At 64.9% G+C, this 25,936-nt stretch carries 22 protein-coding genes; 15 read left to right on the top strand and 7 right to left on the bottom strand.

The features are described 5' to 3' along the window. The first annotated feature begins 131 nt into the window (after positions 1–131). From IVB26_RS27470 to IVB26_RS27435, 7 genes are all read left to right on the top strand, one after another. On the top strand, positions 132–1,136 hold the full coding sequence (locus IVB26_RS27470) for a Gfo/Idh/MocA family protein (RefSeq protein WP_247968239.1): 1,005 nt from the start codon (positions 132–134) through the stop codon (positions 1,134–1,136). An 11-nt stretch (positions 1,137–1,147) separates the two neighbouring features. Next, positions 1,148–2,335 carry a DegT/DnrJ/EryC1/StrS family aminotransferase gene (locus IVB26_RS27465; RefSeq protein WP_276578698.1) on the top strand — a complete coding sequence of 396 codons (1,188 nt, stop codon included), beginning with the start codon at positions 1,148–1,150 and terminating at the stop codon, positions 2,333–2,335. Between the two features lie 250 nt (positions 2,336–2,585). After that, on the top strand, positions 2,586–4,112 hold the full coding sequence (murJ, locus tag IVB26_RS27460) for a murein biosynthesis integral membrane protein MurJ (RefSeq protein ID WP_247968238.1): 1,527 nt from the start codon (positions 2,586–2,588) through the stop codon (positions 4,110–4,112). Positions 4,113–4,741: 629 nt separating this feature from the next. Further along, positions 4,742–5,218, top strand: a complete 477-nt coding sequence (locus IVB26_RS27450) for a GNAT family N-acetyltransferase (RefSeq protein WP_247968236.1) — start codon at positions 4,742–4,744, stop codon at positions 5,216–5,218. 142 nt (positions 5,219–5,360) lie between these two features. After that, positions 5,361–7,670 (top strand): xanthine dehydrogenase family protein molybdopterin-binding subunit, encoded by a 2,310-nt coding sequence (locus IVB26_RS27445; RefSeq protein ID WP_247968235.1) that lies wholly within the window; start codon positions 5,361–5,363, stop codon positions 7,668–7,670. Between the two features lie 156 nt (positions 7,671–7,826). Further along, positions 7,827–8,273, top strand: a complete 447-nt coding sequence (locus IVB26_RS27440; RefSeq protein ID WP_247968234.1) for a c-type cytochrome — start codon at positions 7,827–7,829, stop codon at positions 8,271–8,273. 292 nt (positions 8,274–8,565) lie between these two features. Further along, on the top strand, positions 8,566–9,849 hold the full coding sequence (locus IVB26_RS27435; RefSeq protein WP_247968233.1) for a cystathionine gamma-synthase family protein: 1,284 nt from the start codon (positions 8,566–8,568) through the stop codon (positions 9,847–9,849). A gap of 183 nt (positions 9,850–10,032) precedes the next feature. Here the strand turns inward: IVB26_RS27435 and IVB26_RS27430 are convergent, their stop codons facing one another. Next, on the bottom strand, positions 10,033–10,449 hold the full coding sequence (locus IVB26_RS27430) for a CHRD domain-containing protein (protein WP_247968232.1): 417 nt from the start codon (positions 10,447–10,449) through the stop codon (positions 10,033–10,035). Between the two features lie 155 nt (positions 10,450–10,604). On the opposite strand from IVB26_RS27430, the gene IVB26_RS27425 reads away from it, so the two are divergent. Continuing rightward, positions 10,605–11,543, top strand: coding sequence for a cytochrome c (locus IVB26_RS27425; protein WP_247968231.1), 939 nt, complete (start codon positions 10,605–10,607; stop codon positions 11,541–11,543). Between the two features lies 1 nt (position 11,544). On the opposite strand, the gene IVB26_RS27420 is transcribed toward IVB26_RS27425, so the two are convergent. Beyond that, positions 11,545–11,790, bottom strand: a complete 246-nt coding sequence (locus IVB26_RS27420; protein WP_018317369.1) for an Lrp/AsnC ligand binding domain-containing protein — start codon at positions 11,788–11,790, stop codon at positions 11,545–11,547. 95 nt (positions 11,791–11,885) lie between these two features. Beyond that, a complete protein-coding gene (locus IVB26_RS27415) occupies positions 11,886–13,829 on the bottom strand; it encodes a hybrid sensor histidine kinase/response regulator (RefSeq protein ID WP_247968230.1) in 1,944 nt (647 codons plus the stop codon). Between the two features lie 340 nt (positions 13,830–14,169). Here IVB26_RS27415 and thiD point away from each other — a divergent pair, with 340 nt between their 5' ends. The 4 genes from thiD to IVB26_RS27395 all read left to right on the top strand — a co-directional run bounded on the left by thiD (position 14,170) and on the right by IVB26_RS27395 (position 18,206). After that, on the top strand, positions 14,170–14,970 hold the full coding sequence (gene thiD, locus IVB26_RS27410) for a bifunctional hydroxymethylpyrimidine kinase/phosphomethylpyrimidine kinase (RefSeq protein ID WP_247968229.1): 801 nt from the start codon (positions 14,170–14,172) through the stop codon (positions 14,968–14,970). 321 nt (positions 14,971–15,291) lie between these two features. Continuing rightward, entirely contained in the window at positions 15,292–16,104 is an 813-nt protein-coding gene (locus IVB26_RS27405) for a UDP-2,3-diacylglucosamine diphosphatase (RefSeq protein ID WP_247968228.1), read from the top strand. A gap of 12 nt (positions 16,105–16,116) precedes the next feature. After that, the gene (locus IVB26_RS27400; RefSeq protein WP_247968227.1) at positions 16,117–17,160 is read left to right on the top strand and encodes a glycosyltransferase family 4 protein; all 1,044 of its coding nucleotides are present in this window, start codon (positions 16,117–16,119) and stop codon (positions 17,158–17,160) included. Between the two features lie 62 nt (positions 17,161–17,222). Further along, the gene (locus IVB26_RS27395; protein WP_247968226.1) at positions 17,223–18,206 is read left to right on the top strand and encodes a threonine/serine dehydratase; all 984 of its coding nucleotides are present in this window, start codon (positions 17,223–17,225) and stop codon (positions 18,204–18,206) included. Positions 18,207–18,536: 330 nt separating this feature from the next. On the opposite strand, the gene IVB26_RS27390 is transcribed toward IVB26_RS27395, so the two are convergent. Then, a complete protein-coding gene (locus tag IVB26_RS27390) occupies positions 18,537–20,330 on the bottom strand; it encodes a caspase family protein (protein ID WP_247968225.1) in 1,794 nt (597 codons plus the stop codon). A gap of 164 nt (positions 20,331–20,494) precedes the next feature. Between IVB26_RS27390 and IVB26_RS27385 the strand changes: the two genes are divergently transcribed. Next, the gene (locus IVB26_RS27385) at positions 20,495–20,938 is read left to right on the top strand and encodes an RbsD/FucU family protein (RefSeq protein ID WP_346732891.1); all 444 of its coding nucleotides are present in this window, start codon (positions 20,495–20,497) and stop codon (positions 20,936–20,938) included. Here the strand turns inward: IVB26_RS27385 and IVB26_RS27380 are convergent. Then, positions 20,935–21,318 carry a VOC family protein gene (locus IVB26_RS27380; protein WP_247968223.1) on the bottom strand — a complete coding sequence of 128 codons (384 nt, stop codon included), beginning with the start codon at positions 21,316–21,318 and terminating at the stop codon, positions 20,935–20,937. The genes IVB26_RS27385 and IVB26_RS27380 overlap by 4 nt on opposite strands. Positions 21,319–21,468: 150 nt before the next feature. Here IVB26_RS27380 and IVB26_RS27375 point away from each other — a divergent pair, with 150 nt between their 5' ends. Beyond that, on the top strand, positions 21,469–21,825 hold the full coding sequence (locus IVB26_RS27375; protein WP_247968222.1) for a hypothetical protein: 357 nt from the start codon (positions 21,469–21,471) through the stop codon (positions 21,823–21,825). Between the two features lie 280 nt (positions 21,826–22,105). On the opposite strand, the gene IVB26_RS27370 is transcribed toward IVB26_RS27375, so the two are convergent. Then, positions 22,106–23,569 carry a hypothetical protein gene (locus tag IVB26_RS27370; protein WP_247968221.1) on the bottom strand — a complete coding sequence of 488 codons (1,464 nt, stop codon included), beginning with the start codon at positions 23,567–23,569 and terminating at the stop codon, positions 22,106–22,108. Positions 23,570–23,644: 75 nt separating this feature from the next. Here IVB26_RS27370 and IVB26_RS27365 point away from each other — a divergent pair, with 75 nt between their 5' ends. Continuing rightward, complete coding sequence (locus IVB26_RS27365; RefSeq protein ID WP_247968220.1) at positions 23,645–24,841, top strand: MFS transporter; 1,197 nt, start codon at positions 23,645–23,647, stop codon at positions 24,839–24,841. On the opposite strand, the gene dgcA is transcribed toward IVB26_RS27365, so the two are convergent. Continuing rightward, complete coding sequence (dgcA, locus tag IVB26_RS27360; protein ID WP_247968219.1) at positions 24,811–25,806, bottom strand: N-acetyl-D-Glu racemase DgcA; 996 nt, start codon at positions 25,804–25,806, stop codon at positions 24,811–24,813. The genes IVB26_RS27365 and dgcA overlap by 31 nt on opposite strands. Between the last annotated feature and the right edge of the window lie 130 nt (positions 25,807–25,936).

Genomic DNA, 25,936 nt, shown 5'->3' with positions numbered 1-25,936 from the left:
GCTTAAGGCCCGGGGAACGTGTAACTTTTTGAATCAAATCGTGTCCGGGCCGCCAAGGCGGCATTCGCCACAAATGTGGCGTCCGTGCTAGAAGCGCGCCGGGGATTTGTGTTGAATCGGGGTTTGCTCAAATGAGTTCCAAAGGGTCTGCACCGGCAAAGGCCGGCTTGCGCGTCGGCGTCATTGGCGCCGGCGTGATGGGCAGCAACCATGCGCGGGTGCTTAGCGGTCTTCCCGGCGTCAGCCTCGTCGGCGTCGTCGATCCTTCGCCTGCGCATCGCACGCGCGCGACCGAACTTGCCAGTTGCGCGAGCTTCGAGACGCTCGACCAGCTCTTCGCCGAAGGCGTCGATGCCGTCACCATCGCAGCTCCCACCCATCTGCATCACGAGGTCGCGCTCGCCTGCATCGCCAAGAGCATTCATGTCCTGGTCGAGAAGCCGATTGCGTCCACGGTCGAAGAGGGCCGCGAGATCGTTGCCGCCGCGCAAAAGGCCGGCGTGACGCTGATGATCGGCCATGTCGAGCGCTTCAATCCGGCGGTCGCCGCCGTCAAGCAGGCGATCGCGGGCGAGGACATTCTCTCCATCGCGATCACGCGCGTCGGCCCGTTCCCGCCGCGCATGTCCAATGTCGGCGTCGTCATCGACCTCGCCGTGCACGACATTGATCTGATCCGCTGGTTCACCGAATCCGACATCGTCGAGGTGCAGCCGCAGCTATCGAGCGCGGTTGCCGAGCGCGAGGACATCGCGCTGTTGCAGTTCCGCACCGAGAGCGGCGTGCTCGCGCACATCAACACCAACTGGCTGACGCCGTTCAAAGCGCGCAGTGTCACGGTCGCGACCCGCGGCAAATACGTAATGGGCGATCTCCTGACGCGCCAGGTCACCGAGTGCTTCGGCTTCAAACCAGACGGCAGCTACTCGATGCGGCATCTGCCGGTCGGTCATGACGAGCCGCTGCGCGCCGAGCTGATCGCATTCCTCAAGGCCGTGCGCAACGGCGAAACGCCGGCGGTCACCGGCGACGAAGGCGTCGCCAGCCTCGAAATCGCCACGCAGTGCCTCGAGACGCCGTCACGGCCCGCGGCCAAATCGCCCGCGCTCAAGGGCCCGCGCCGCGTCGCCGGCTGAACCCTTTATCCATGTCGACCATTCAAGAAGGCGCCAAGAACCAGACCATGAACCAGCATCTGCGTTCCGAACCCATTCCCTTCATCGACGTCGGCTCGCAGCGCCGCCGGCTCGGCGCTTCGCTGGATGCCGCGGTCAAGCGCGTGATGGACCACTGCCAGTTCGTCAACGGTCCTGAAGTCGCCGAGTTCGAGAAGCAGCTCGCGGCCTACAGCGGCGCCAAGCATGTGATCGGCTGCGCCAGCGGCACCGACGCCATCCTGATGGTGATGATGGCCAAAAATGTCGGACCCGGCGATGCCGTGCTGTGTCCGTCCTTCACCTTCATCGCAACCGCTTCGCCGGTGGCGCGGACCGGCGCGACGCCGGTTTATGTCGACGTCGATGAAGCCACCTTCAACATGAGCCCGGAGTCGCTGAAGCGCGGCATCGCGGCTGCACGGAAGGCCGGCCTCAAGCCCGTCGCGGTCATTCCGGTCGATCTGTTCGGCCAACCCGCCGATCACGACGCCATCGCCGAGATCGCCAAGGCCGAGGGCCTGTTCGTGCTCGATGACGCCGCGCAAGGGTTCGGTGCGAGCTACAAGGGCCGCAAGCTCGGTACTTTCGGGCTCGCCACTGCGACCAGCTTTTTCCCTGCAAAGCCGCTCGGCTGCTTCGGCGACGGCGGCGCCATCTTCACCGATGACGACGAGCTCGCGGCGACACTGCGCAGCATCCGCGTGCACGGGCAGGGCGTCGACAAGTACGACAACGTCCGCCTCGGTCTGACCGGCCGGCTCGACACCATGCAGGCAGCGGTCCTGATCGAGAAGCTGAAGATCTTTGACGACGAAATCGCCGCCCGCAACAAGGTTGCGGAACGTTACGCGCGTGGCTTGTCCAACGTCGTCACCGTGCCGCGTCTGGCGCCCGGCAACACCTCGGTCTGGGCGCAGTACACGATCCGCCTGCCTGATGGCACCGACCGCGACGGTTTCGCTGCCGCGCTAAAAGCGCAGGGCGTGCCGACCGCGATTTATTACGGCAAGTCGATGCATCAGCAGACCGCCTACAAGCAATATCCGGTTGCTGACGGCGGCCTGCCTGGCTGCGAGAGCCTGTCGCAGGACGTCATCAGCCTGCCGATGCACGCCTACCTGACCGAAGCCGATCAGGAGCGCGTGATCGCCGCCGTGCGCGGCGCGCTGGCGGGCTGATTTCTTCCCCTCTCCCCTTGTGGGAGAGGGTGGCTTCGCGAAGCGAAGTCGGGTGAGGGGTCTCTCTCCGCGCGGAAAGTGCTGAGGGAGACCCCTCACCCGATTGAGCTTGCGTCTACCCTCGGCGCTGCCCTCTCCCACAAGGGGAGAGGGCACAGCAACACGCATCGCAAGCCGAGCGGCCGTCTTTTTTAATCACGTCAAACTTCAAAGCCTTATCCTTAGGCTGATAAGTCTCTAAAACAGACGCATGCTCGGACGGATCTTCACGGTTGGTGGTTATACGCTGCTCTCGCGGCTGACGGGATTTGCGCGCGACATCATGCTCGCGGCGATCCTCGGCGCCGGCCCGGTGGCCGACGCCTTTTTCGTGGCGCTGCGGCTGCCCAATCATTTCCGCGCGATCTTCGCCGAGGGCGCATTCAACGCCGCCTGGGTGCCGGCCTATGCCCATGTGCATGGCGAGAAGGGGGAGGCGGCGGCAAAACTGTTCGCCGACCGCATCTTCACGTTGTTGCTGGCCTCGCAAGTCCTGCTGCTGATCGTCGCCTGGCTGTTCATGCCGCAGGCGATGAGCCTCCTTGCACCGGGCTTCAGTGAGGATGCCGAGCAGCGCAAGCTGGCGATCGAGCTGACGCGGATCACCTTTCCCTATCTGCTGCTGATCACGCTGGTGACGCTTTATGGCGGCATGCTCAACGTGATGCAGCGCTTTGCCAGCGCCGCGGCTGCCTCGATCTTCCTCAATGTCGCGATGATGATGACGCTGGCGGTTGCCGTCTGGTTTCCGACCGCGGGCCATGCCGCGGCCTGGGGCGTCCTGATCTCTGGCTTCCTGCAATATTTCCTGCTCGCCGGTGATCTCGCCCGCCATGGCGGCCTGCCGCGCTTTGCGCCGCTGAAGCTCGACGAAGACGTCCGTGGCTTCTTCAAAGCACTGGGACCTGCGACCCTGGGCTCGATGGGAACGCAGGTCGCGCTGTTCGCCGATACCATCATCGCGACCTTCCTGCCGGCGGGCGCGCTGTCGGCGCTCTATTATGCCGACCGGCTCAACCAGCTGCCAATCGGCGTCATCGGCATCGCCATCGGCACCGTGCTGCTGCCGGAGATGTCGCGGCGGATCACCGCCAACGACCATGACGGTGCGATGAAGGCGCAGCGGCGCGCTTTCGATTTCACGCTGCTGTTCTCGATCCCGTTCGTGGCGGCTTTCATCACCGTGCCCGACGCGATCATGCGCGCGCTGTTCGCCCGCGGCGCGTTCTCGAAGGCCGATGCCGCCGCCGCCGGCGCCACGCTCGCGGCCTACGCCATCGGCCTCATTCCTTTCGTGTTGATCCGCAGCGCGGTCGCGACCTTCTATGCGCGCAAGGATACCGCGACCCCGGTGCGGGCGTCGCTGACCGGCATCGCGGTCAACGTCGCGCTGAAGGTCGCCCTGATGGGATCGCTCGCCCAGATCGGCCTTGCGCTGGCAACCGCGGTCGGCGTCTGGACCAATCTCCTGCTGGTGCTCTTCTTCGCCGTGCGGCGGGGCTTTCTCGTGCTTGATCGCGCCTGGCTGATGTCGCTCGGCAAATTCCTGCTGACCGGACTGCTCCTCGCCGCAGCGTTCTGGCTGATCGCGCGCTTCAGCGGTCCCGCGCTGGGAGCGATGCGCTTCCACGATGAGTTGACGCTGGCCCTGCTCGCGGTCGGCGGCACGATCGTCTACGCGCTCGCGATCCTCATCTTGTTCGGCCGCAAGTGGCTGATTTCGCTGGTGCGCGGCTAGGCGAGCAGCGCGCTCACCTCCAGGCTGCAAGAGGCATCCGTACATCTCTTGATTTCGTGCGATTGCCGTGGTATCAGCGCTGCATGATCAAATGCTCGCGCATCGTCAACCGCAACCACGTGACCCGCTTCGGCTGGGCCGTGGGAGGAGTCGTGCGCTAGCAATTCGACGACATCTTTTCCACCAGGCCCCGCCGGCATCGGACGGGGCCTTTTTTGTGGCCACGCTCCCTGCCGGCACAACAGCAGGAGCATCCCATGCCACCCCAACAGACGAACATTGCGGCTGCGCCAGAGGGCGATGCCGCGAGACTTCGCCCCGACCTCTCCATCGTCTTGAGCCTGCCCAGACGATCCTGGCGTGCGTTTCAGGAGCGGTGGCCGCGTGCACAGGTCACCTTGCAGGACCTGAACGACAGGGATCTGATGGACATGGGCTTGTCGCGTGGCGAGATTGACAGCATCGCGCCTGAACGCGCCCTCAATAGGTTGAGAGACAATGCGCGGACTCTGTGGGGCCGTGGTGGGATGTGACGACCGCGATCCCATCCGACCACGCTGCGACAAGGAGAGGAGGCGATCATGACATCGCATGAGGCCCGCGCCCAGGCGGACGTGGACATCCGACGATTGACTGTCGACGATCTCGATCTCTTCCGCGACATTCGCGCGGAGGCGCTTCAGACACACCCTCAAACCTTTGGTTCTCGTGAGGAGGATGAGGGCGGCGAGGCGATGCTGGCGGCTTATCGCGATTGGCTGAGCGGAGCGATCCTTGGCGCCTTTGCGCGCGGACATCTGATCGGAGTCGCCGGCTTCTACTTGTCGCCAGATCGGCGATCGCGGCACAGGGGTCATATCTTCACGGTTTACGTGAGGGAAGATGGCCGAGGTCAGGGTATCGGAGATCGGCTCATCAAGGAGCTTCTTGCCCACGCCGAGGCATGCGTCGAGCAGGTGCATCTTGCCGTCCTGCTCGAAGCGACCGCTGCAATCAGGACCTATGAGCGCAACGGATTCAAGGTCTACGGGACGGATCCCGCTGCCGTCCGCATAGGTGACGTCACGTATGACAAGTATCTGATGGTCAGGAAATTCAGCCACTGACGCGGGTCTGGCGCGGCTGCCCAGAACCGGCGAGGGCGGCTCGAATCATCATCTCCATGGGAACGGCCCGCCTAAACCCGTTTGCCTTGCCACTTTTTCCACGGCAATATGCCGGCAACAACCATGAGAACGGGAAGATAAAATGGCGGCTCCCATCAAGTTCGGCGTTGGCCAAAGCGTGCTGCGCAAGGAGGATGATGCGCTCATTCGCGGCAAGGGCCGCTATACCGACGATTACGCGCCGCAGGCTGCGTTGCGCTGCCTGATGCTCCGTTCCCCGCACGCGCATGCCAAATACACCATCGATGTGAGCCGTGCCCGCGGGCTTCCCGGCGTCGCGCTGATCCTGACCGCCGACGACGTGAGGGATCTCGGCAATCTGCCGTGCCTGTTCAATCTCGAGACCGATCCGTTCACCGGCCCGCCATACCCGATCCTGGCCAAGGACGAGGTGCGCCATGTCGGCGATTCCATCGCCTTCGTCGTCGCCGAGACCATCGATCAGGCCCGTGACGCGATCGAGGCGATCGACGTCAAATGGAGCCCGCTGCCATCGGTGACCGGTGTCGTCAACGCCGTGAAGAAGGGCGCACCGCAGGTGTGGCCCGACAAGGCCGGCAACGTGCTGTTCGATGTCTCGATCGGCGACAAGGCGGCGACCGAAGCCGCCTTCACCAAGGCGCATGCGGTGGCCGAAATCTCCATCGTCAATCCGCGCGTGGTCGCGAGCTTCATGGAGACGCGCGCCGCGGTCTGTGAATACGATGCCAAGCGTGATCATCTGACGCTGACGGTCGGCAGCCAGGGCAGCCACCGCCTGCGCGACATCCTCTGCCAGAACGTACTCAACATCCCCACCGACAAGATGCGGGTGATCTGCCCCGATGTCGGCGGTGGGTTCGGCACAAAGCTGTTTCCCTATCGGGAATACGCCCTGTTGGCGGTCGCAGCGCGCAAGCTGAAGAAGGCGGTGAAGTGGGCGGCCGACCGTTCCGAGCATTTCCTGGGCGATGCGCAGGGCCGCGACAACGTCACCACCGCGAAGATGGCGCTGACTGAAGACGGCAAATTCCTCGCGATGGATTGCGACCTGATGGGCGACATGGGTGCGTATCTGTCGACCTTCGGGCCCTACATCCCGCATGGCGGCGCCGGCATGCTGCCGGGCCTCTATGACATCCAGGCCTTCCATTGCCGGGTGCGCACGATCTTCACGCACAGCGTGCCGGTGGACGCCTATCGCGGTGCGGGCCGCCCCGAGGCCGCCTATGTCATCGAGCGCCTTGTCGACGCCTGCGCGCGAAAACTCGACATGACGCCGGATGCGATCCGCCGCAAGAACTTCATCCCGCCGAAGGCGCTGCCCTACAAGACGGCCACGGGCAAGGTCTACGATTCCGGCGACTTCGCCGCGCATCTGAAGCGCGCGATGGAGATCGCCGAATGGAAGGAGTTTCCAAAGCGCGCCAAGGTGGCCAAGAAGGCCGGCCTGATCCGCGGCATCGGCCATGCCAGCTATGTCGAGATCTGTGGCACCATGGGCGAGGAGACCGCCAATGTGCGGCTCGATCCCAATGGCGACGTCACCGTCCTGATCGGCACGCAGTCGAGCGGACAGGGCCACCAGACCGCCTATGCGCAGATCGTTGCCGAGCAGTTCGGCGTTGCGCCCGAGCGCGTGCACATCCACCAGGGTGACACCGATATGATCGCCACCGGCCTCGGCACCGGCGGCTCGGCCTCGATTCCATCCGGCGGCGTCAGCGTCGAGCGCGCCACGCGCGAGCTCGGGCAAAAGCTGAAGGAAATCGCGGCGCAGGCGCTGGAGGCCGGCGCCGGCGACCTCGAGATTTCGGAAGGGGTGGTGCGCATCGCCGGCACCGACCGTTCGATCTCGTTCGCCGATCTCGCCAAGCGGCCGGACGTCGATCCGTCGAAGCTGAATGCCAGCGCGACCTTCGCCAGCGCCGACGGCACCTATCCCAACGGCACGCATGTCGCGGAGGTCGAGATCGATCCGGCCACCGGCATCATCAAGATCGTCAACTACGTGATCGTCGATGATTTCGGCAAGACGCTCAATCCACTGCTGTTGGCCGGCCAGGTGCATGGCGGCGCCATGCAGGGCATCGGCCAGGCCCTGATGGAGCAGGTGGTCTATGGACCCAATGACGGCCAGCTCATCACGGCGACCTTCATGGACTATGCGCTGCCGCGCGCGGCGGACGGGCCGGCCTTCGTGTTCGAGACCAACAACGTCCCCTGCAAGACCAATCCGATGGGCGTGAAGGGGGCGGGCGAGGCCGGCGCGATCGGCTCCTGTCCGGCGGTCGTGAACGCCATCGTCGACGCCCTCTGGCGCGAATACAAGATCGACCACATCGACATGCCGGCAACGCCCGAGCGGGTGTGGATCGCCATCAACGAGCACCATCGCCGTCACAGCCTGTAAGTCCAAGCAGACGCGGAACGCGTTTTTGCGGGCTCAGCCAAATGATCCGGAGTGCGACGATTTATCGTCGCGCTCTGGATGGAATGAAATCTGCCAATCGGGGTTGGCCCAATGTGGGGTCAGCACGATCCTGTCTCAGCGAAAGGGATTTTGCGAATGAAGCGAGTGTTGGTTGTTGGGGGCGCGCTGCTGCTCGGGATGGGCGCCGTCTGGGCGGATCAGAACTCCGTCAAGGAAGTCCAGACCCTCATGAAGGGCAACGGCAAGAACGCCGGCGCGGTCGCGGCGATGGTCAAGGGCGAAAAGCCCTATGATCAGGCCACGGTGGACAGCGCGTTGGCGCAGTTCGAGGATACCGCCAAGAAGCTGCCGAACCTGTTTCCGGCCAGCGCCAAGGGCATCAAGCCCGAGGGCGACTATAGCGCCTCGCCGAAGATCTGGGAGGACAAGGCAGGGTTCGATGCCAAGGTCGCGAGCTTCGCCAAGATCGTCGGCGAGGCCAAGGGCAAAATCAAGGATATCGACACGCTCAAGGCGAATTTTCCCGCGGTTGGGAAGGAATGCGGCGGTTGTCACGAGACCTACCGCGTCAAGAACAGCTGAGGCGGTGGCTTTTGTAGCCCGGATGGAGCGCAGCGAAATCCAGGAAGCCTGTGCGGGTTGATAAACTTGTCCCGGATGTCGTCTCGCTCATCCGGGCCGCGGGAATCGAAGGGCAGTTGCGAAAGCGACTGCCCTTTTTTCTGTTCGCAAGGTCTGACGGATCGCTGCCGGAGCGGCTATCTTCGAGTCAACAGCCGCGGCGCTGATGCGAGTCGGCGCGTCTCTTTCCTGACTGCATGACATCGGGAGTTCCAACGCGCGGCGAGGATCTCAATCAAGAGCGAGACAGGCCATGGCAAAACCGTTTCCGTCGAAGACGCACATCGGCAATCACATGCTGCATCCCGAGACGCTGATGCTGACCTATGGCTATGATCCGCAGCTGTCGGAAGGCGCCATCAAGCCCCCGGTGTTCCTGACCTCCACCTTCGTGTTCAAGACGGCCGATGACGGGCAGGACTTCTTCGATTTCGTCGCCGGCCGGCGCGAGCCGCCGGAAGGGATGGGCGCGGGCCTGGTCTATTCGCGCTTCAATCATCCCAACAGCGAGATCGTCGAGGACAGGCTCTCGATCTACGAGCGCACCGAAAGCTGCGCGCTGTTCTCATCCGGCATGGCGGCCATCGCGACGACGATCCTTGCCTTCGTCCGCCCCGGCGACGTCATCCTGCACTCCCAGCCGCTCTATGGCGGGACGGAAACGCTGCTCACGAACACGCTGGCGCGTCTGTCGATCGGCGCCGTCGGCTTCGCCGACGGGGTCGACGAGGCGGCGGTCAAGCAGGCCGCGGAGGAGGCCATGGCCAAAGGCCGCGTCTCGATGATCCTGATCGAGACACCGGCCAATCCGACCAACGGCCTGGTCGACATCGCCATGATCCGCCGTGTCGCCGATTCCATCGGAAAGGCGCAAGGCGACACGCCGATCATCGCCTGCGACAATACGCTGCTCGGGCCGGTGTTTCAGCGGCCGATCGAGCACGGCGCGGACCTTTCCTTGTACTCGCTCACCAAATATGTCGGCGGTCATTCCGATCTGATCGCGGGTGCGGCGCTCGGCTCGAAGGCGATCATGAAGGGCATCAAGGCGCTGCGCGGCGCCATCGGCACCCAGCTCGATCCGCATTCCTGCTGGATGATCAACCGCTCGCTCGAAACGCTGAGCCTGCGCATGGAGAAGGCCAACAGCAACGCGCGCCTCGTAGCGGACTTCTTGCGCGATCACCCCAAGGTCGCCAAGGTCCACTACCTCGGTCATCACGAGGAGTCCTCGCCAGCCGGGCGTGCGTTCGCGCGGCAGTGTCTGGGGGCGGGATCCACCTTCTCCTTCGACATCGTCGGCGGCAAGGAGGCAGCCGTCAAATTCCTCAACGCGCTGCAGATCCTCAAGCTGGCGGTGAGTCTCGGCGGCACCGAGTCGCTCGCGAGCCTGCCTGCAACCATGACTCATTCCGGCGTTCCCGCCGACATCCGCCAGAAGATCGGCGTGCTCGATTCCACGATCCGGCTGTCGATCGGCATCGAGAACCCGTCGGACCTGATCGCCGACCTCACGCAGGCGCTGAATGCGGCTTGACCGCGTCGAAAGATGCGTAGCCCGGGATGGACGCTAGCGTAATCCGGGGTCTTCACCCCCTCGGAGTCCGTCCCGGATTGCGCTGCGCTTCATCCGGGCTACCTAGGTTAACCGCTTTGGAATCGAAAAGGCCGGACGCTCCCTCTTGCGCCCGGCCTTCGCGCGACGAAGCAGCGTTGCGGCTTACTTCGTGACCTGACCGCGGATCTCGCCGCCCGGATTGGCCGCGGTGTGAATGTTGACGTAGAGCTTGCCGCCGAGCAGATCGGCGGCCTGCGCATCGGTGAGCGTCGCTTCGCCCTTGACCGGGCTCGAGGTCGCATTCGGGATCGCAACCGCGACGCCGGCGTTCTTGCCGGCCTCGGCAGGCCCATGGAAATGCGCTGCAGTGGCCGGGCCGGAGAGCCCGGAATAGGTGACGGTCCAGGACAGCTTCTTGCTGGCGGCATCATAATCCAGATCGGCGGTTCCGGTGGCGCTGCTGGTCGTTGCCGGCACTTCGGACTTGCCGTCGAGCGTTGCTTTGAGCTTTTCGGCGCTGGCCGGGCCCGCAAAAGCGACGGCACCGAGCGCCAACACGGCGATGACGGTCTTGTTCATGACATTCTCCCTGCTGAACCCGTTCGGGCTGCCAAACTTTCAACAGCCGGCATTTCAGTTTATTCCCGTTTCCGGCCAGGGCAGGCTAAATTCTTCGTGGCTGGAGCCGCGACGACATTGGTCCTAGGTTTGCCGCGACGAGTGAATGGATCTGCATGTTGCAACGAACAATTCTCGTAGGGCTGCTCGCCGCGGTCGCTGCCGCCGGCGTCTATTGGTGGCTCAGCGCGCCGGTCGTGGCAGCCGCGGGCCATGCGCCGGCCCATGTGGCAAACCTTGCCAACGGCGAGGCGATGTTCAATGCCGGGGGCTGCGCGTCCTGCCATGCCACTCCCGACCAGCCCGATCGTGTCAGGCTCGGTGGCGGCGTCGCGATCAAGTCCCCGTTCGGAACGTTCTACGCGCCGAACATCTCCCCCGATCCGAATGACGGTATCGGCAAATGGACCGACGCCGACTTCGTCAACGCGGTGATGCACGGCGTTTCGCCGGGCGGGCAGCATTATTTTCCTGCCTTTCCCTATACGTCCTATCAGCGCGCAAGGCGCGAGGACGTGCTCGATCTCTTCGCCTATCTGAAGACGCTTCCGCCTGTGATCGGCAGGGTGCGCGGCCATGACATGCGCTTTCCCTTCGATATCCGGCGCAACGTCGGCATCTGGAAATTCCTGTTTCTGGACGACAAGCCGCTCATTGCCGACGGTACGAAGTCGCCGCAATGGAATCGCGGTGCCTATCTCGTCAACAGTTTTGGCCATTGCGCCGAATGCCACAGCCCGCGTAACGCGCTCGGCGGCATCATCGAAGGCCAGCGCTTTGCCGGCGGCCCCAATCCGGAAGGTGAGGGCTGGGTGCCCAACATCACGCAGAAGCGCCTCGGCGAGTGGAGCGCGAAGGACATTGCCTATTTTCTCAAAAACGGCGAATTGCCCGACGGCGACAGCGTCGGCGGCGCGATGACGCGTGTGATCAAGAACACCTCGCAACTGTCCGACGAGGACCTTGCGGCGATGGCGGACTATCTCAAATCGCTGCCGCCGGTGGACGGTCCGCCGCGGCCCAAGCGCAAGGAAGCCGGCAAGGAAGCTGGTTAGCTCAGCTGGCGCCAAACGCCTTGAAGGTGATGATGGTGAGGGTGTCCTGGATGCCCGGCAGCACCTGCACCTTCTCGTTCACGAAATGGCCGATGTCGGTGTCCTTGTCGACATAGAACTTCACAAGGAGATCGTATTGGCCGGCCGTGGAGTAGATCTCGGAAGCGATCTCGGCTTCGGCAAGCGCATTGGCGACCGTATAGGACTGTCCGAGCTTGCATTTGATCTGGACGAAAAAAGGAACCATCGCGGGCACTCCGAAAGCGTATCTGGCGGCTAATAGGCCAAAACCGGTACGATTTAGCAAGCGGACTTGCCGGCCGCCAGTTGCCGGCCGGGCATTCAGGACGTCACGGCCGTCGCGGCAAATGCGTCTCTGAGCCGCTGGGCGAGCTCGACCTTGCGATAGGGCTTGGTCAGCACGATCGCCTGTGCAGGCGCTCGGCCCTGCTCGACCAGGGTCTCCAGTGCGTAGCCCGAGGTGAACAGGACCGGCAGACCGGGACGAATCCGCCGCGCCTGATCGGAGAGCTCCCAGCCGTTCATGCCGCCCGGCATCACGATATCGGTGAACAGCATGTCGATGCCGGGGTCGGTGCGCAGCTGCTGCAAGGCCTCCTTGCCGTTGACCGCGGCAACGACGCGATATCCGAGCGCTTCCACCCTGCGAATGACGGAGGAACGGACGAACGGATCGTCCTCCGCGATCAGGATCGTCTCGTATCCTCGCGGCGCCGCGTCCTCGCCATCGGACAGGTCGGCCTGCGATTGTCCGGTGTCCGCGCGCGGCAGATAGATTCGGACCGTCGTCCCAAGGCCGGTCTCGCTGTAGATCGAGACGTGGCCGCCTGATTGCTTCGCAAAGCCATAGACCATGCTGAGGCCGAGGCCCGAGCCCTTGCCGACTTCCTTGGTGGTGAAGAACGGCTCGAAGGCGCGTGCGCTGACGTCAGGTGTCATGCCTTCGCCGTCGTCGGTGATCGAGATCAACGCGTAAGCGCCGGCTGCGACTTCGGGGTGAAGGGTGCAATAGTCCTCGTCGATCGCGGTCAGCTCCGTGCTCAGCGTCAAATGTCCTCCTGCGGGCATGGCGTCCTGCGCGTTGAGCGCGAGGTTGAGCACGGCGGATTCCAGCTGGGCGCGATCGGCAAACGCCACGATCGTGCCGGGGCCGGTGCTCGTCCTGGTCTCGATGTCTTCACGCAAGGTGCGCTTGAGCAGCTTGAACATGGAATCGAGCAGGCCACGGCAATCGATCATCTGGGGCTGCAGCAACTGGCGGCGGCTGAATGCGAGCAGCCGCTGCGTTAGCTCGGCGCCCCGTTCGCCCGACTGGCAGATGTCGTCGGCAAAGCGCCGCAGATCGGGCCGAGCCTTGAGCTGCTCGCTCATGTGCTCGGCGTTGCCGATGATGACGGTGAGCAGATTGTTGAAGTCGTGAGCGATGCCTCCGGAAAGCTGACCGACCGTCTCCATCTTCTGCGCCTGCTGGAGCTGCTGCTCGGTCAGCTTGCGCGCGGTCAGGTCGTGGACGATGCCGACGAAGATCAATTCGCCGTCCTGACGCGCCTGGCCGACCGACACGTCCATCGGAAAGGTCGATCCGTCCTTGCGGAGGCCAATGGCCTCGCCCGCGGTCGCGAAATGGCTCGCGTGGCTGTCGGGCCCAGCGGCCGCCTCGGGCATCAGCATCCCGACGTTGCGGCTCATCACCTCGTCGGCAGAGTAGCCGAACAAGCGCTCGCAGGCCGGATTGAACAGCAGGATGCGGTCCTGCGCATCCAACAGGATGACGCCGTCGACCGCGGTCTCGACGATTGCAGTGAGGCGCGCCACGCTCTCGCGCATCGCACGCTGCGCGTCTCCGACCTGCTGGAGCAGCAGCGTGGCGTCCCGGGTCTTGATTTCCTCCTCCTCGAGCGCGGCCTGGACCTGCCGCAGCTCGAACGGCGAGGGGATCGTCAGGATCTTCGGCAGCAGCGGCCAGAGCGCGCCCGCAGTAACCACCGATGCCACCGCGGTCGCCGCCTTGACGATGCCCTCGATGCCGTAGATCGGAACCCAGAGCGTGTAGATCGACAACACATGGGTCAGGCCGCACGCCATGATGAAGATCGCGAATGCCCAGTAGACCCAGCCGAATTTGAGGTCGCGCCGCTTGGTGACCAGAATCGCAAGGGCAAACGGGATCGAAAAATAGGCGGCGGCAATGCAGGCGTCGGCAACGACGTGAAGCCAGATCAGCTCAGGCTCCCACAACAGGCAGATGCCGTGCGGCGAAAGCATGGACGAGTCGAGGAGACGTTCAAAAAAGGCCCACATCGTTCCACCCCAAGATTCCGTTCCAGGCGGCTTGCGGGCCGGGGCGGCCCGCAGCATCGGTGAATGGTTCCACCACCTGACGTCTCACACATCGGCGAAGCAGTTCGCGACTATACCAAGGGCCCGGCGCGGTTGCATTTTCAAGCCCGCACCATTGCGGGGCGAAGCCCGCAATGTGCGCCTGATTCGGTGCGCCACGGTATCGCGAATCACGGTCGGCTACGGCCCGGCGCGCTTGCCGGTGTTGCGCGGTCGCGCTAGGACAGGCCATGGCGGTGTCCGTATCCAGCAAATGTGTCCGGCGATGACGACCCCGGTCGCACTCACCATCGCCGGCTCCGATTCGAGCGGCGGCGCCGGCATCCAGGCCGATCTGAAGACCTTTGCCGCGCTCGGCGTCTATGGCGCTTCCGCCATCACGGCACTGACGGCTCAGAACACGCGCGGCGTCACCGGCATTCAGGCCGTGCCTGCCGCCTTCGTCACCGCGCAGATCGACGCGGTGTTCGCCGATCTTAAGGTCGGCGCCGTGAAAATCGGCATGGTGGCCCAGGTCGCCAGCATTGATGCGATTGCGGCGGCGCTTTCGCGCTGGCAACCGGGGCATGTGGTGCTCGATCCCGTGATGGTGGCGACATCGGGCGACCGCCTGCTGGCGTCCGAAGCCGTCGATGCCCTGCGCACCAAGCTGATGCCGCTGGCGTCCGTGATCACGCCCAATCTGCCGGAGGCCGCGGCTCTGCTCGACGAGCCGATCGCGGCAAGCGAGGCTGAGATCGAAAAGCAGGGGCGGCGCCTGCTGGCGCTCGGCTGCCGTGCGGTCCTGATCAAGGGCGGGCACGGCGAGGGCGCGGAGAGCACCGACTATCTCATCGATGCCGACAACACGATCGCGCTCGCCGCGCCCCGCGTTGCGACCCGCAACACCCATGGCACCGGCTGCTCGCTGTCTTCGGCAGTTGCGGCGGGGCTGGCCAAAGGCGAGGATCTCGAAAGCGCCGTGCGCAACGCCAAGGCCTGGATCACCGCCGCGATTGGCGCCGCCGATCGCTTCAGCGTCGGTCACGGCCACGGCCCGATCCATCATTTCCACAAGTTCTACTGACGCGGGCTTGCGCAACCTCTCCCGCTTGCGGGAGAGGTCGCGCCGAAGGCGCGGGTGAGGGCTCTCTCCACACGCTGACTATCGGTTGGGGAGACAACCTCTCCCCAACCCTCTCCCGCAAGCGGGAGAGGGAGCCCACCTGCTCTCGCGGCGTCCAGTGTCAATCTGATCCTAGGCACCCCTGCGGCGCCATGTCGCCTGATTGTCGCATGCGACTGATATTCGCGGGGTGGGCGAGGCAAGGCGTGATTCGTATCTGAAGGTGCCTCAAAAGTTCAATCGGTCATTCCCCTGTCACGGGACATTGTTACAGGCTGGCGCATGGGAAGTTACGATGTGAGTGACGAGAGCCCGGAGCGGCGCTTTCGCACGTTGTTCATCTCCGACGTTCATCTCGGAGCCCGCGGTTCTCAAGCCGATCTTCTGCTCGACTTCCTGCGCTATCATGATGCCGATACGATCTATCTCGTCGGCGACATCGTCGATGGCTGGGCGCTGAAATCGAGCTGGAACTGGCCGCAATCCCACAACGACCTCGTGCAGAAGCTGCTGCGCAAGGCGCGCAAGGGCGCCAAGGTCGTCTACATCCCCGGCAATCACGACGAGTTCCTGCGCAACTATTACGGCACGCATTTCGGCGGCATCGACGTGGTCGAGAACACCGTCCACACCGGCGTGGATGGCAAGCGTTATCTCGTCATCCACGGCGACATCTTCGACCTCGTGGTGCAGAACGCGCGCTGGCTCGCCCATCTCGGCGACAAGGCCTACGACTTCGCGATCCAGATGAATCGCTTCGTCAACTTCTTCCGGCGCTTGTTCGGCGTGCCCTATTGGTCGCTGTCGCAATGGGCCAAGCAGAAGGTCAAGAACGCCGTCAATTATATCGGCGCGTTCGAGCAGGCGCTTGCCGCCGAGGCGCGGCGCCACGACGCCGACGGCGTGATTTGCGGCCACATCCACTACGCCGTGATCCGCGACGAGGGCGGCATTCGCTACATGAATTGCGGCGACTGGGTCGAGAGCTGCACCGCGCTCGTCGAACACGACGACGGTAATTTCGAGATCATCACCTGGGCGGATCATCTGCAGAAGCCGGCAGCCGTGCCGCAGGTTGCAGCCAGAGCTGCATAAAGAGGCCGCCTGATGCGCATCCTGGTCGCGACCGACGCATGGCACCCGCAAGTCAACGGTGTGGTTCGGACGCTGACCAAACTCGCTGACGCTGCCGAGACGCTCGGTGTCGAATTCACGTTCCTGACGCCGCAATCGTTCCGCACCTTCGCGATGCCGAGCTATCGCGACGTGCGGCTGGCGATGCCGCGCCCGGCGCGGATCGCCAAGCTGATCGAGGAAGCGCGGCCCGACAGCATCCACATCGCGACTGAGGGGCCGATCGGCCTGATGGTCCGCCGCTATTGCCGCCAGCGCAGGCTGCCGTTCACGACCAGCTTTCACACCCGCTTTCCCGAATATGTCCGCGCCCGCGTGCCGGTTCCGGGCTCGCTGATCTGGCGGGCGCTGCGCCGTTTCCACAGCCCCAGCCGCGCGGTGATGGCGGCAACGCCGGCGCTGGCCCGCGAGCTGACCGAGCGCGGTTTCGACAACGTCGTGCTGTGGCCGCGCGGCGTCGACACCCATTTGTTCCATCCCCGCGCCATCGATCTCTGCCTGCCGGCGCCGGTGTTCCTGTCGGTCGGCCGCGTCGCGGTGGAGAAGAATCTCGAGGCCTTCCTCGATCTCGACCTGCCCGGCACCAAGGTGATCGTCGGCGACGGCCCGGCGCGTGTCGCGCTGGAAGAGGCCTATCCCGAGGCGATCTTCCTCGGCCAGAAGCACGGCGAGGAACTGGCGGACATCTATGCGGCCGCCGACGTGTTCGTATTTCCCAGCAAGACCGATACGTTCGGTCTCGTCCTGCTGGAGGCGCTCGCGAGCGGCCTGCCGGTTGCGGCCTTCCCGGTGAAGGGCCCCCGCGACGTCATCGGCGATGCCCCGGTCGGCGCGCTCGATCACGATCTGCGCAGCGCCTGCTTCGCCGCTCTCGATGTCTCCCGGCAGGATTGTGTCGCGTTCGCTGCCAATTACACCTGGGAGGCCTCGGCGCGGGTCTTCATCGACAGTATTTTGGCGGTCGGCGCGGTGCTGCCGGGTCGGACCGGCGCGGAACAGCCCCGCCGGGTCGCCTGAGCGGGTAATTCCTCGCGCGCAGGTGTCTTGCCCGGGCCTCATCGGCCGCGATAAGCTCGGACATGACCGAACAGCTCCTCCCGATCGGCCCTGCCGACATCGATGCTGCGGCGCGCGTGATCGCGCCCTACGCCATCCGCACCCCGCTATTGTCCTTCCCCGTGCTCAACGAGCGCGTCGGTGCGAAGGTGTTTTTGAAGCCGGAGATGCTCCAGCGCACCGGCTCCTTCAAGTTCCGCGGCGCCTTCAACAAGGTGTTCTCGATCCCGCAGGACAAGCGCGCCGGCGGCGTCGTCGCGTTCTCCTCCGGCAACCATGCCCAGGGCGTGGCGGCGGCGGCGAAGATCCTCGACATGCAGGCGACCATCGTGATGCCTGCGGATGCGCCGCTGTCCAAGCGTGAGCGCACCAAATCCTATGGCGCCGAGGTCGTGCTGTACGACCGCGACCGCGACGATCGCGAAGCAATCTCGCGCGGCATCGCCGAGAAGCGCGGCGCGACGCTGGTCCGGCCTTACGACGATCCCTTCGTGATCGCAGGGCAGGGCACTGCCGGCCGCGAGATCGCGGAAGACATGGCAACGCTCGGCCTCAGCCCCGACATCGTGGTGGCGCCGGCCTCCGGCGGCGGCCTGATCGCGGGCGTCGCGACGGCGGTGAAGGCGCGCTATCCGCTAGCCGAGATCGTGGTGGCCGAGCCCGAGGCGTTCGACGATCACGGCATTTCGCTGAGCGCCGGCCATCGCGAGCCGCATCCGCCCGCCGGCCGCACCATCTGCGATGCGCTGATGGCCCTGATTCCCGGCGAGATGACGTTTGCGATCAACAGCAAGCTGCTCGCGCGCGGCGTCACGGCGTCGGACAAGGAAGTCGGTGCCGCTGTCGCGTTCGCCTATCGCGAACTGAAGCTCGTGGTGGAGCCCGGCGGTGCAGTCGGCCTTGCCGCGCTGCTGGCGGGGCGCCTCGACGTTGCCGGCAAGAACGTCGTCATCGTGCTCTCCGGCGGCAATGTCGATGCGGATTTGTTTGCGGAGCTGGTGGCCTGATCTTTATTCCGGAGCACGCGAAGCGAGAGCCCAAAACCCATACTCCCGATCGTGGCTATGGACCTGCGCCTTTCGGCGCATCCCGGAATGACAACGCTCAAGGGCTGATATGAAGAAGGGGCAGAGCGTCGCCGCTCTGCCCCTTTGTTTTATCGATTTCGAGGTTCGAATGCGCGGCTTGTTCGGTGCAACCTCTCCCGCTTGCGGGCGAGGTCGGCGCGAAGCGCCGGGTGGGGGCTCTCTCCTCGTTGGGGGTCTCTCTGTGGAAGCACACTCTCCCCAACCCTCCCCCGCAAGCGGGGGAGGGAGCGCACCTTCTTCTTCGCTCGATCAGCGCATGAAACCGCGATGGTTGTTGCCGCCACTCATGCTCGGCGCCTGGTTCATCGACTGCCGGAAGTTGCTGCCGCTGTTGACCATGCGGGTCGGCATTGTGTTGACCTGCGGACGCTTGTTCTGCAGGTTGTTCTGGACCTGCACCTTGTTCACCGGGTTGTTGGTGATCTTCACGCCATCGTTGATGCGGATCGGGCGGTTCTGCGTCTGAACGTTGACCGGCTTCGACTCGATGTTCGAGCCACCCTTGCCGACATTCACGGGCATGCTCACGATCTTGCCCGGCTTGCCGTTGACGTTGCCGCCATTCGGGGTGTTGGTCGCTGGCAAAGTGACGATCTTGCCAATGCCGCCATTGGTGTTGTTCGGCGCAGGCAGGGTGACGATCTTGCCCGGGGTCTGCGAGGGCGTGCCGTTCGGCTGGCCCGGCTGGTTGTTGTTGCCCGAGGGCAGGTTGACGATCTGGCCGCCATTGCCAAGCTTGCCGATGACATTGCCGTCGACCGGCTTCTGCACGACCGGCAGGTTGCCGCCCATCTGCGGCCCACCATTACCCTGCTGCAAGGGCATGTATTTGGGCTGGCCGAGATTGCCGATCTTGAAGGTCGGGGCGATGTTCTGCGGCGCCAGGAACTTGGTCGCCTGCATCAAGGGGATCTGCTTCGGCTGCGCCTGCAGGTTCAGCGCGACTTGCGCATAGGGGCTGTTGCCGTAGCTGTCATAGAAGGTCTTGTAGCCGAGCGGGGAGTTCACGAGCACCGCCTTGTGCCAGGCCTGCGAGAGCAGGATGTTATTGAGCAGCCAGCGGACGTGGTCGCACAGCGGATCGTGCGGATACATCTGGATGAACTCCTGATAATATTCCGGCCGGCCCTCGGAGACGACATAATCATAAGCCTGGCGCGTCGAACGGCTCGGCAGGTTGGGGGCCATCTGCACGACCGGTGTCTTGACCGGCGCGCGGTTGGCGGCAATTGCGGTGTCGCCGAAGAAGGTGAAGTCCGATGTCAGCGAGGAGCTCTCCCACGGAATCTGCGCGCCGCTGGTGGTCTGGTTCACCTGCAGGCGCACGCGCTTGAACAGCTGCTCGATCGGCACGTTGGGTTCGCGCGCGACGTTCAGGAAGGCTCGCGTATACGGGCTGTGGCCGCCGGTGCCGTCGAGCGCTTCGGCGCCCGGCGCGGTCGAGTAACCCACGATCGAGCCGTTCGGCGCATCGACGATGGCAAGGCCGCGGCCCGCGTCGTTCACGCTCGGGAACGGATTGTTGCGGCAGGCATCGAGGATGACGATGCGCATGCGGCTCGGGATCGTCTCCAGCGTCGACATCACGTCGACGAGGCGCACCGAATTGCTGACGAGCTCGGTGGGATTCGAGATCTTGGCATCGACCGGAACCAGGTAGTTCTCGCCGGCGAGCTGCACGCCGTGGCCGGCATAATAGACCATTGCCACTGTGTTCGGACCGCGCGAAGCGACCTTGGCGGAGAAGTCCTGGACGACGCGGAGCATATCGTTCTGGGTCAAATCGGTTGCTGAGACCACTTCGAAGCCGGCGGAGTTCAGGAACTGCGCCATCGATTGCGCGTCGTCGTCGGGGTTCGCAAGCTGCGGTGCGTTTTGGTAGTTCGCATTGCCGATCACCAGCGCCACCCGCTGCTCCGGGCCTTGCAGCGCGGTGGGGGCGGGCTGGACCGGGGCGACCTGCCCGGAAACGGGCCCGCAGGCGAAGCCGAACAGGCTTCCCAGAAGACCCGCAGTCATCAGGAAAGGCTTTAGGCGGAACATGGCGTGCTCCTTTGGCACTGATCTCGATGCGAGATTAGTTGCGAGGTAGCTTGGCCGCGTTCGAGCGTATGCTCCGTGATCTCTGTCACCATGGCGGCGTACGTGATCTGAATCACGCTTGGAACCTGCTATGGTTAGCGATCGACAACGGGAACCGCCGTCACATGCTGAAATCGATCGATCCGATCCTGACGCCCGACCTGCTTTGGCTGCTCGCCTCCATGGGCCACGGCGACGACCTCGTGGTCGTCGATGCCAACCACCCGGCCACGCACATCGCCCGCAGCACATCGTCGCAGCGCCTGATCCAGTTGCCGGGCATGACGATGGAGTCGGCCGTCCGAGCCATCATGTCGGTCTATCCGCTCGACGATTTCGAGCCCGACCCGGTGCGGGTGATGATGCCGGTCGACGATCCCGACCGCGTGCCCGACGTGCAGCGCGCGGTGCTGGCCGAGATCGAACGCGCCAGCGGCAGCGCCATTGCTCCCGGCAAGCTCTCTCGGGCGGATTTCTATCGTGCGGCAGCGGCGGGTTTCGGCGTCGTGCAGGTCGGCGACAGCAGGGGCTACGGCTGCTTCCTGATCCGCAAGGGCGTGATCAGTTAGCTGGACTGGCGCATCAGCTCCGACGGCCAGCCGATCCGGACGAGGAGGCCGTCAGGCCCGTTGATGCCCACTTCATACATGCCCCATTCGCGGTGACGCAGCACGCCGCCGGGGCGGATGATCAGATCGTCCACGCGCGCGGCAATGGCCTCGACGTCGGGCGTGCGGATGAAGACGCCAAAGGGATTGTGCTCCGGCACACGCCATGGGCCATCGCCGGCCTGCGTGAGATGGACCTCGCAGCCCCAACCGCTCATGATGACATAGCCATCATCGCCGCCCGTGCGCGTAAAGCCGAGACGTTCCCAGAACGGTTTAGCGGCGGGAAGATCATTGTTCGGAATGATCGCGAAGGCGCCGACGCGCGGGTGCTGAGACATGGGTCAACTCCGGAACTTGCAAGACGTTTCGTGCAGCACTCGTGCTGCACTTTGCAAGCGTATCGAGAGACGCCGATGAGCAGAAGCGGCGAAAAGCCTCGCACTCGAATTTGAGTGGTCTTCTCGCATCCGCCTGTTTATTGTCGAACCATGTCTCGCCTTGTGTGCCTATCTGTTGCCATCGTCCTGTCGCTGCTACCCGCCACAGCGCCCGCCGCGTCAAACAAGCCTGCTAAGCCGGTCTGGAAAGGCTACGGCTTCCTGCCGGGCTATCGGCAGCCGCTGAGCAACAGCATTCCGCTCTACAAGCAGAAAGACGCGATGCGCCGAATGTCGCGCGCCGACCGACGTCATTGGTATATCGACCCGGTTCCGCAATATTACCGTTGGGACGGCGAGTGGCACTATTTCGGCCGCCCCGGCTTCAACGGCGGCCGCTACAATGGCGGCAGCTTTGGTCCGTGCTGGACGCGCACGCCGATCGGGGCGGTGTGGAATTGCGGGTGACCAAGTTCGCGAACGGTAGTTAGTCCGTCATTGCGAGGAGCGAAGCGACGAAGCAATCCAGAGCCTTTCCGCGGAGAGATTCTGGATTGCTTCGCTGCGCTCGCAATGACGTTGTGGCGGGACTGCGCGCGCGGCATCTCGCTCTCGCTGCCCCGGACGCAGCGCAGCGTCTCTTCGACGGTGCGCTGCTGAGCCGGGGCCCATGTTGCGGTAGAACTCGCGGCTCCTGGGCCCCGGCTCTGCGCTTCGCTTGTCCGGGACACGAGAGAGAGCACTCGTCCTACGAGAAGAACGCGATCTTTTCGGCCTGGGTCATGCGGCGGATCGGCGCGAGGGGATCGTTGGCGGGCGCGCGAGGCTTCTGCAGAATGCCGCTGGCGAGGATGGTGGCGCCGAGCGAGGGCTCGGGCAAGGACGCGGACAAGGGTGAGGGCATCGGTGGCAGCGTTGCTGCTGGCGCTGCGGCGAATGTCGCCGTCGCAGCCATGGCCGGGACCTGCTGCTCCATCACTTCGGCGGCGGCCTCCGCAATGGCGTCGGTAAGGCGCGCGAGCGAGTCCATCGCGATCGGCGCGTCCGCGGCGTGCTCTTCCATCACCGGGGCAACGGCCGGCTGAGGTGCGATCGGCTCCGGAAGCTCGGCGGCAACGGGCGCTGTGGTCTCCGCTGGCATCGGTTCCGGAGCGGCCGTTTCCATCTCGACCGGCGTGATGATCTCGTCGAAATCAGGATCGGGCGCGGCCATCTCCAGCGCGATGGCCTCGAGCACGGCGTCGTCCTCGGCTTGCGCGGCAGCGTCGAGCGCGAATGCGTCAGCGCCTTCCGCGAAAGGGGCGGTGTCCGTGACCGGCTCTTCAAACGAGACGTCTTCAGGCGTGGTTTCTCCAGGCGCGACACTCTCCGGCGCGACATGGTCGAGCGCGGCGTTTTCGACAGCGATCTCGCCTTCGGCCGCAATCTCCGGCGCGACGGCCGCGTCCATTGCCTGCTCGGCAATTGCGGCTTCGGTGGCGACGGCCGCGTCTACGGCGGCTTCGGACTCGGCAACTGCCGCGACATCCTGCGGCGGCTCCGTAAAAGCCACGGGGGCTTCGCTGGTCATCGCTGGGGCTGCGGTCGGGGCAGGCGCGGTCTCGGCAGGCGGAGCTTCAGCGGCGGATGAGGGCGCCTCCTGCACCGGAGCCGCGGGCGCCGCCTGCGGCGTTGCGCCGCCGTCGGTCTGCTCGACCCGATCCCTCAACAGATCGAAGGCAATCTTGAGCTCGACGCGGGGGTCGATGGTCGAAACCTGTCCGCAGGCGGCCTCGATCGAGGCGAGCTGCGAATCAATGAGGTCGCATATTCGCCCGTCGGCGCCGATCTCGCGCCAGCGCCATGAGATCTCCTTGATGATGCGCACCCCACGCGGGATCGCCGCGAGGCTCGCCTCGATCACCGCGGGGTCGAACGCGGCGATCGCGATCGTCTCGGCTTCGCGGATGGCACGGCGGATCTCGACCAATGCTTCGGGCAGGCGGTCTTCGACGACGGGTTGTCGCTGCGCCGCAAGGGTTTCTTCGATCTTCGCGACCGCATCGAGCACCATGCGGGTGTCGGCATTGCGGTTGCGCTTGGCGTATTCGCCGAGGAACCAGCGGCCGCGCGCGGTCTCCATGAAGGCTTCGCGGATCGCGTCGTAATCCTGCTCGTTCGGCTCGGCCGCGCGGGCAGACATAGGCGAGAGGGCGAATGCTTCGTTGGCCATGGCAATCTCGTCGCGCAAATCACTGCGCGGTATTGTAACGATCATCACGATATCGACCGAATCGCAATTGGTTTGATGCAGTCCGAATCACAAATCCCCATCGCGGCATCCAGGAAGCGGCGATTCGCCGTCAGCCTCGCCCTGTTCTATTCGGCCATCTTCGCGGTTTCGGGCACGCATCTGCCGTTCTTCCCGGTGTGGCTGAAGGCGATCGGCATCGATGCGACCTGGATCGGGCTCATCAACGCGCTGCCGGCGATCACGCGCTTCACCACGCTGCCGCAAGTGACCGCCTTCGCCGAAAGGCGACATGCCATCCGCGCCGCGATGATGGTGTCGGTGCTGGCGACGGCGATCGGATTTACGGCGGTCGGCCTGCAGCAGCAGCCGCTGGCGCTGTTCCTGATCTACGCGCTGACCTGCATGATGTGGACGCCGACGATGCCGCTGACCGATGCCTATGCGCTGCGCGGTGTCGCCCGTTTCGGGCTCGACTACGGGCCCTTGCGGCTGTGGGGCTCGGCGGCCTTCGCCGCCGGCTCGCTCGCCTGCGGCTATCTCATCGACAGCATCGCCGCGCGCGACCTGATCTGGATCATCGTTGCATGGGCGGTCGTTGCGGTCGGAGCCAGCCTGTTGCTTCAGCCGCTCGACGATGTCAGGCGCAGGACGACGGAGAGGCATGCCGGCAAGGCGCTGCTGCGCGATGCCGGCTTCTGGGCGATCATCGCCTCGGCCGCGCTGATCCACGGCAGCCACGTCGCCTACTACACCTTCTCGGCAATCGACTGGCAGCTCCATGGGATCAGCGGGCTGACGATCGCGGGGCTGTGGACGCTGGGCGTGATCGCCGAGATTGTCGTGTTCGCGCTGTCGCCGCGCTTCTCGCTGCATCCATCCACGATGATTGCGATCGGAGGCGTAAGCGCCGTGGTGCGCTGGATCGTCACCGCCAACGAGCCGCCGCTGGCGCTGCTTGCGATCGTCCAGCTCGGCCACGGCCTCACCTTCGGCATGACCGTTGTCGGCACCATGAATCTGCTGGTGCAGCGCGTGCCCTCGCATCAGATCGCGCGCGGGCAGGGCTATTATGCCGCCTGCAGCGGCTTCTTGGGCGCCACGACCTCGATCGCGTCGGGCGCGATCTACGCCCGCATCGGCGACGGCCTGTACTACGTCATGGCGGCGATGGCCGCTGGCGGCGCGCTTCTGATCTGGTCGGCGCGGCAACGGCTCAAGGCTCAGCCCCAGAGCGAGGCGTCCGGCGGATAGATCAGGCTGTCGTCGTAACGCAGCCCATGGTCGCGGTCGCGCGCCAGCAGCAGCGGGCCGTCGAGATCGACGAAGCGCGCCTGCGGCGTCACCAGCATCGCCGGGGCCATCGACAGCGAGGTTGCGACCATGCAGCCGATCATGATCTCGAAGCCAAGCGCCTGCGCGGCATCGGCCATGGCGAGCGCCTCGGTGAGGCCGCCGGTCTTGTCGAGCTTGATGTTCACGGCGTCGTAGCGCTCGCGCAAGGGCGCAAGCGAGGAGCGGTCGTGCACGCTCTCGTCGGCGCAGACCGCGAGCGGCCGCTTGATCCGCGACAGCGCCTCGTCCTTCCCGGCCGGCAGCGGCTGCTCGACCAGCGTGACCCCGACAGCGTCGCAGGCGGCGAGATTGTGCTCCAGATTGGCCTCGGTCCAGGCCTCGTTGGCATCGACGATCAGCTCGGCTTCGGGCGCGGCCTTGCGCACCGCCGCGATCCGCTGGGGATCGCCGTCGCCGCCGAGCTTGATCTTGAGCAGCGGCCGGTGCGCCGCCTTGGCGGTCGCCGCGGCCATGGCCTCGGGGGTCCCTAACGAGATCGTGTAGGCCGTGGTGCGCTCGCCCGGCACCGGGCGGTCGAGCAGGTTCCAGGCCCGCTGGCCCGCCGCCTTGGCCTCCAGGTCGATCAAGGCGCAATCCAGGGCGTTGCGGGCCGCTCCGGGCGCCATGGCGGCCTGGAGGGCCTGCCGCGTGAGCCCGTCCACGACGGCCTGCTGCATGGCCTGGATGGCCGCGAGCGTCGCCTCGGGCGTCTCGCCATAGCGGGGATAGGGCACGCACTCGCCGCGGCCGGTCAGCCCGTCCCGGCTGACCTCCGCCACGACAGTCACGGCCTCGGTTTTGGCCCCCCGGCTGATGGTAAAGCTGCCCGCGATCGGGAAGCGCTCGATTCGCGCCGCCAGGGAAGCAAATTTCATGGAAGTCATTTTGAACTCTGGCGAAATCTGAACCTGCTAGTTACCTCTAGCAACTAACATTAACCACTTGGGGATACCTTCTCTGGGTAAGGGCGCGTGCGCAACTCTCTGATCTTCTCCGCCCCGGCACGGGAGCGGA

The sequence above is a fragment of the Bradyrhizobium sp. 195 genome (assembly GCF_023101665.1).
GTDB lineage: Bacteria > Pseudomonadota > Alphaproteobacteria > Rhizobiales > Xanthobacteraceae > Bradyrhizobium.
This window is presented reverse-complemented; position numbering and strand designations above follow the sequence as displayed.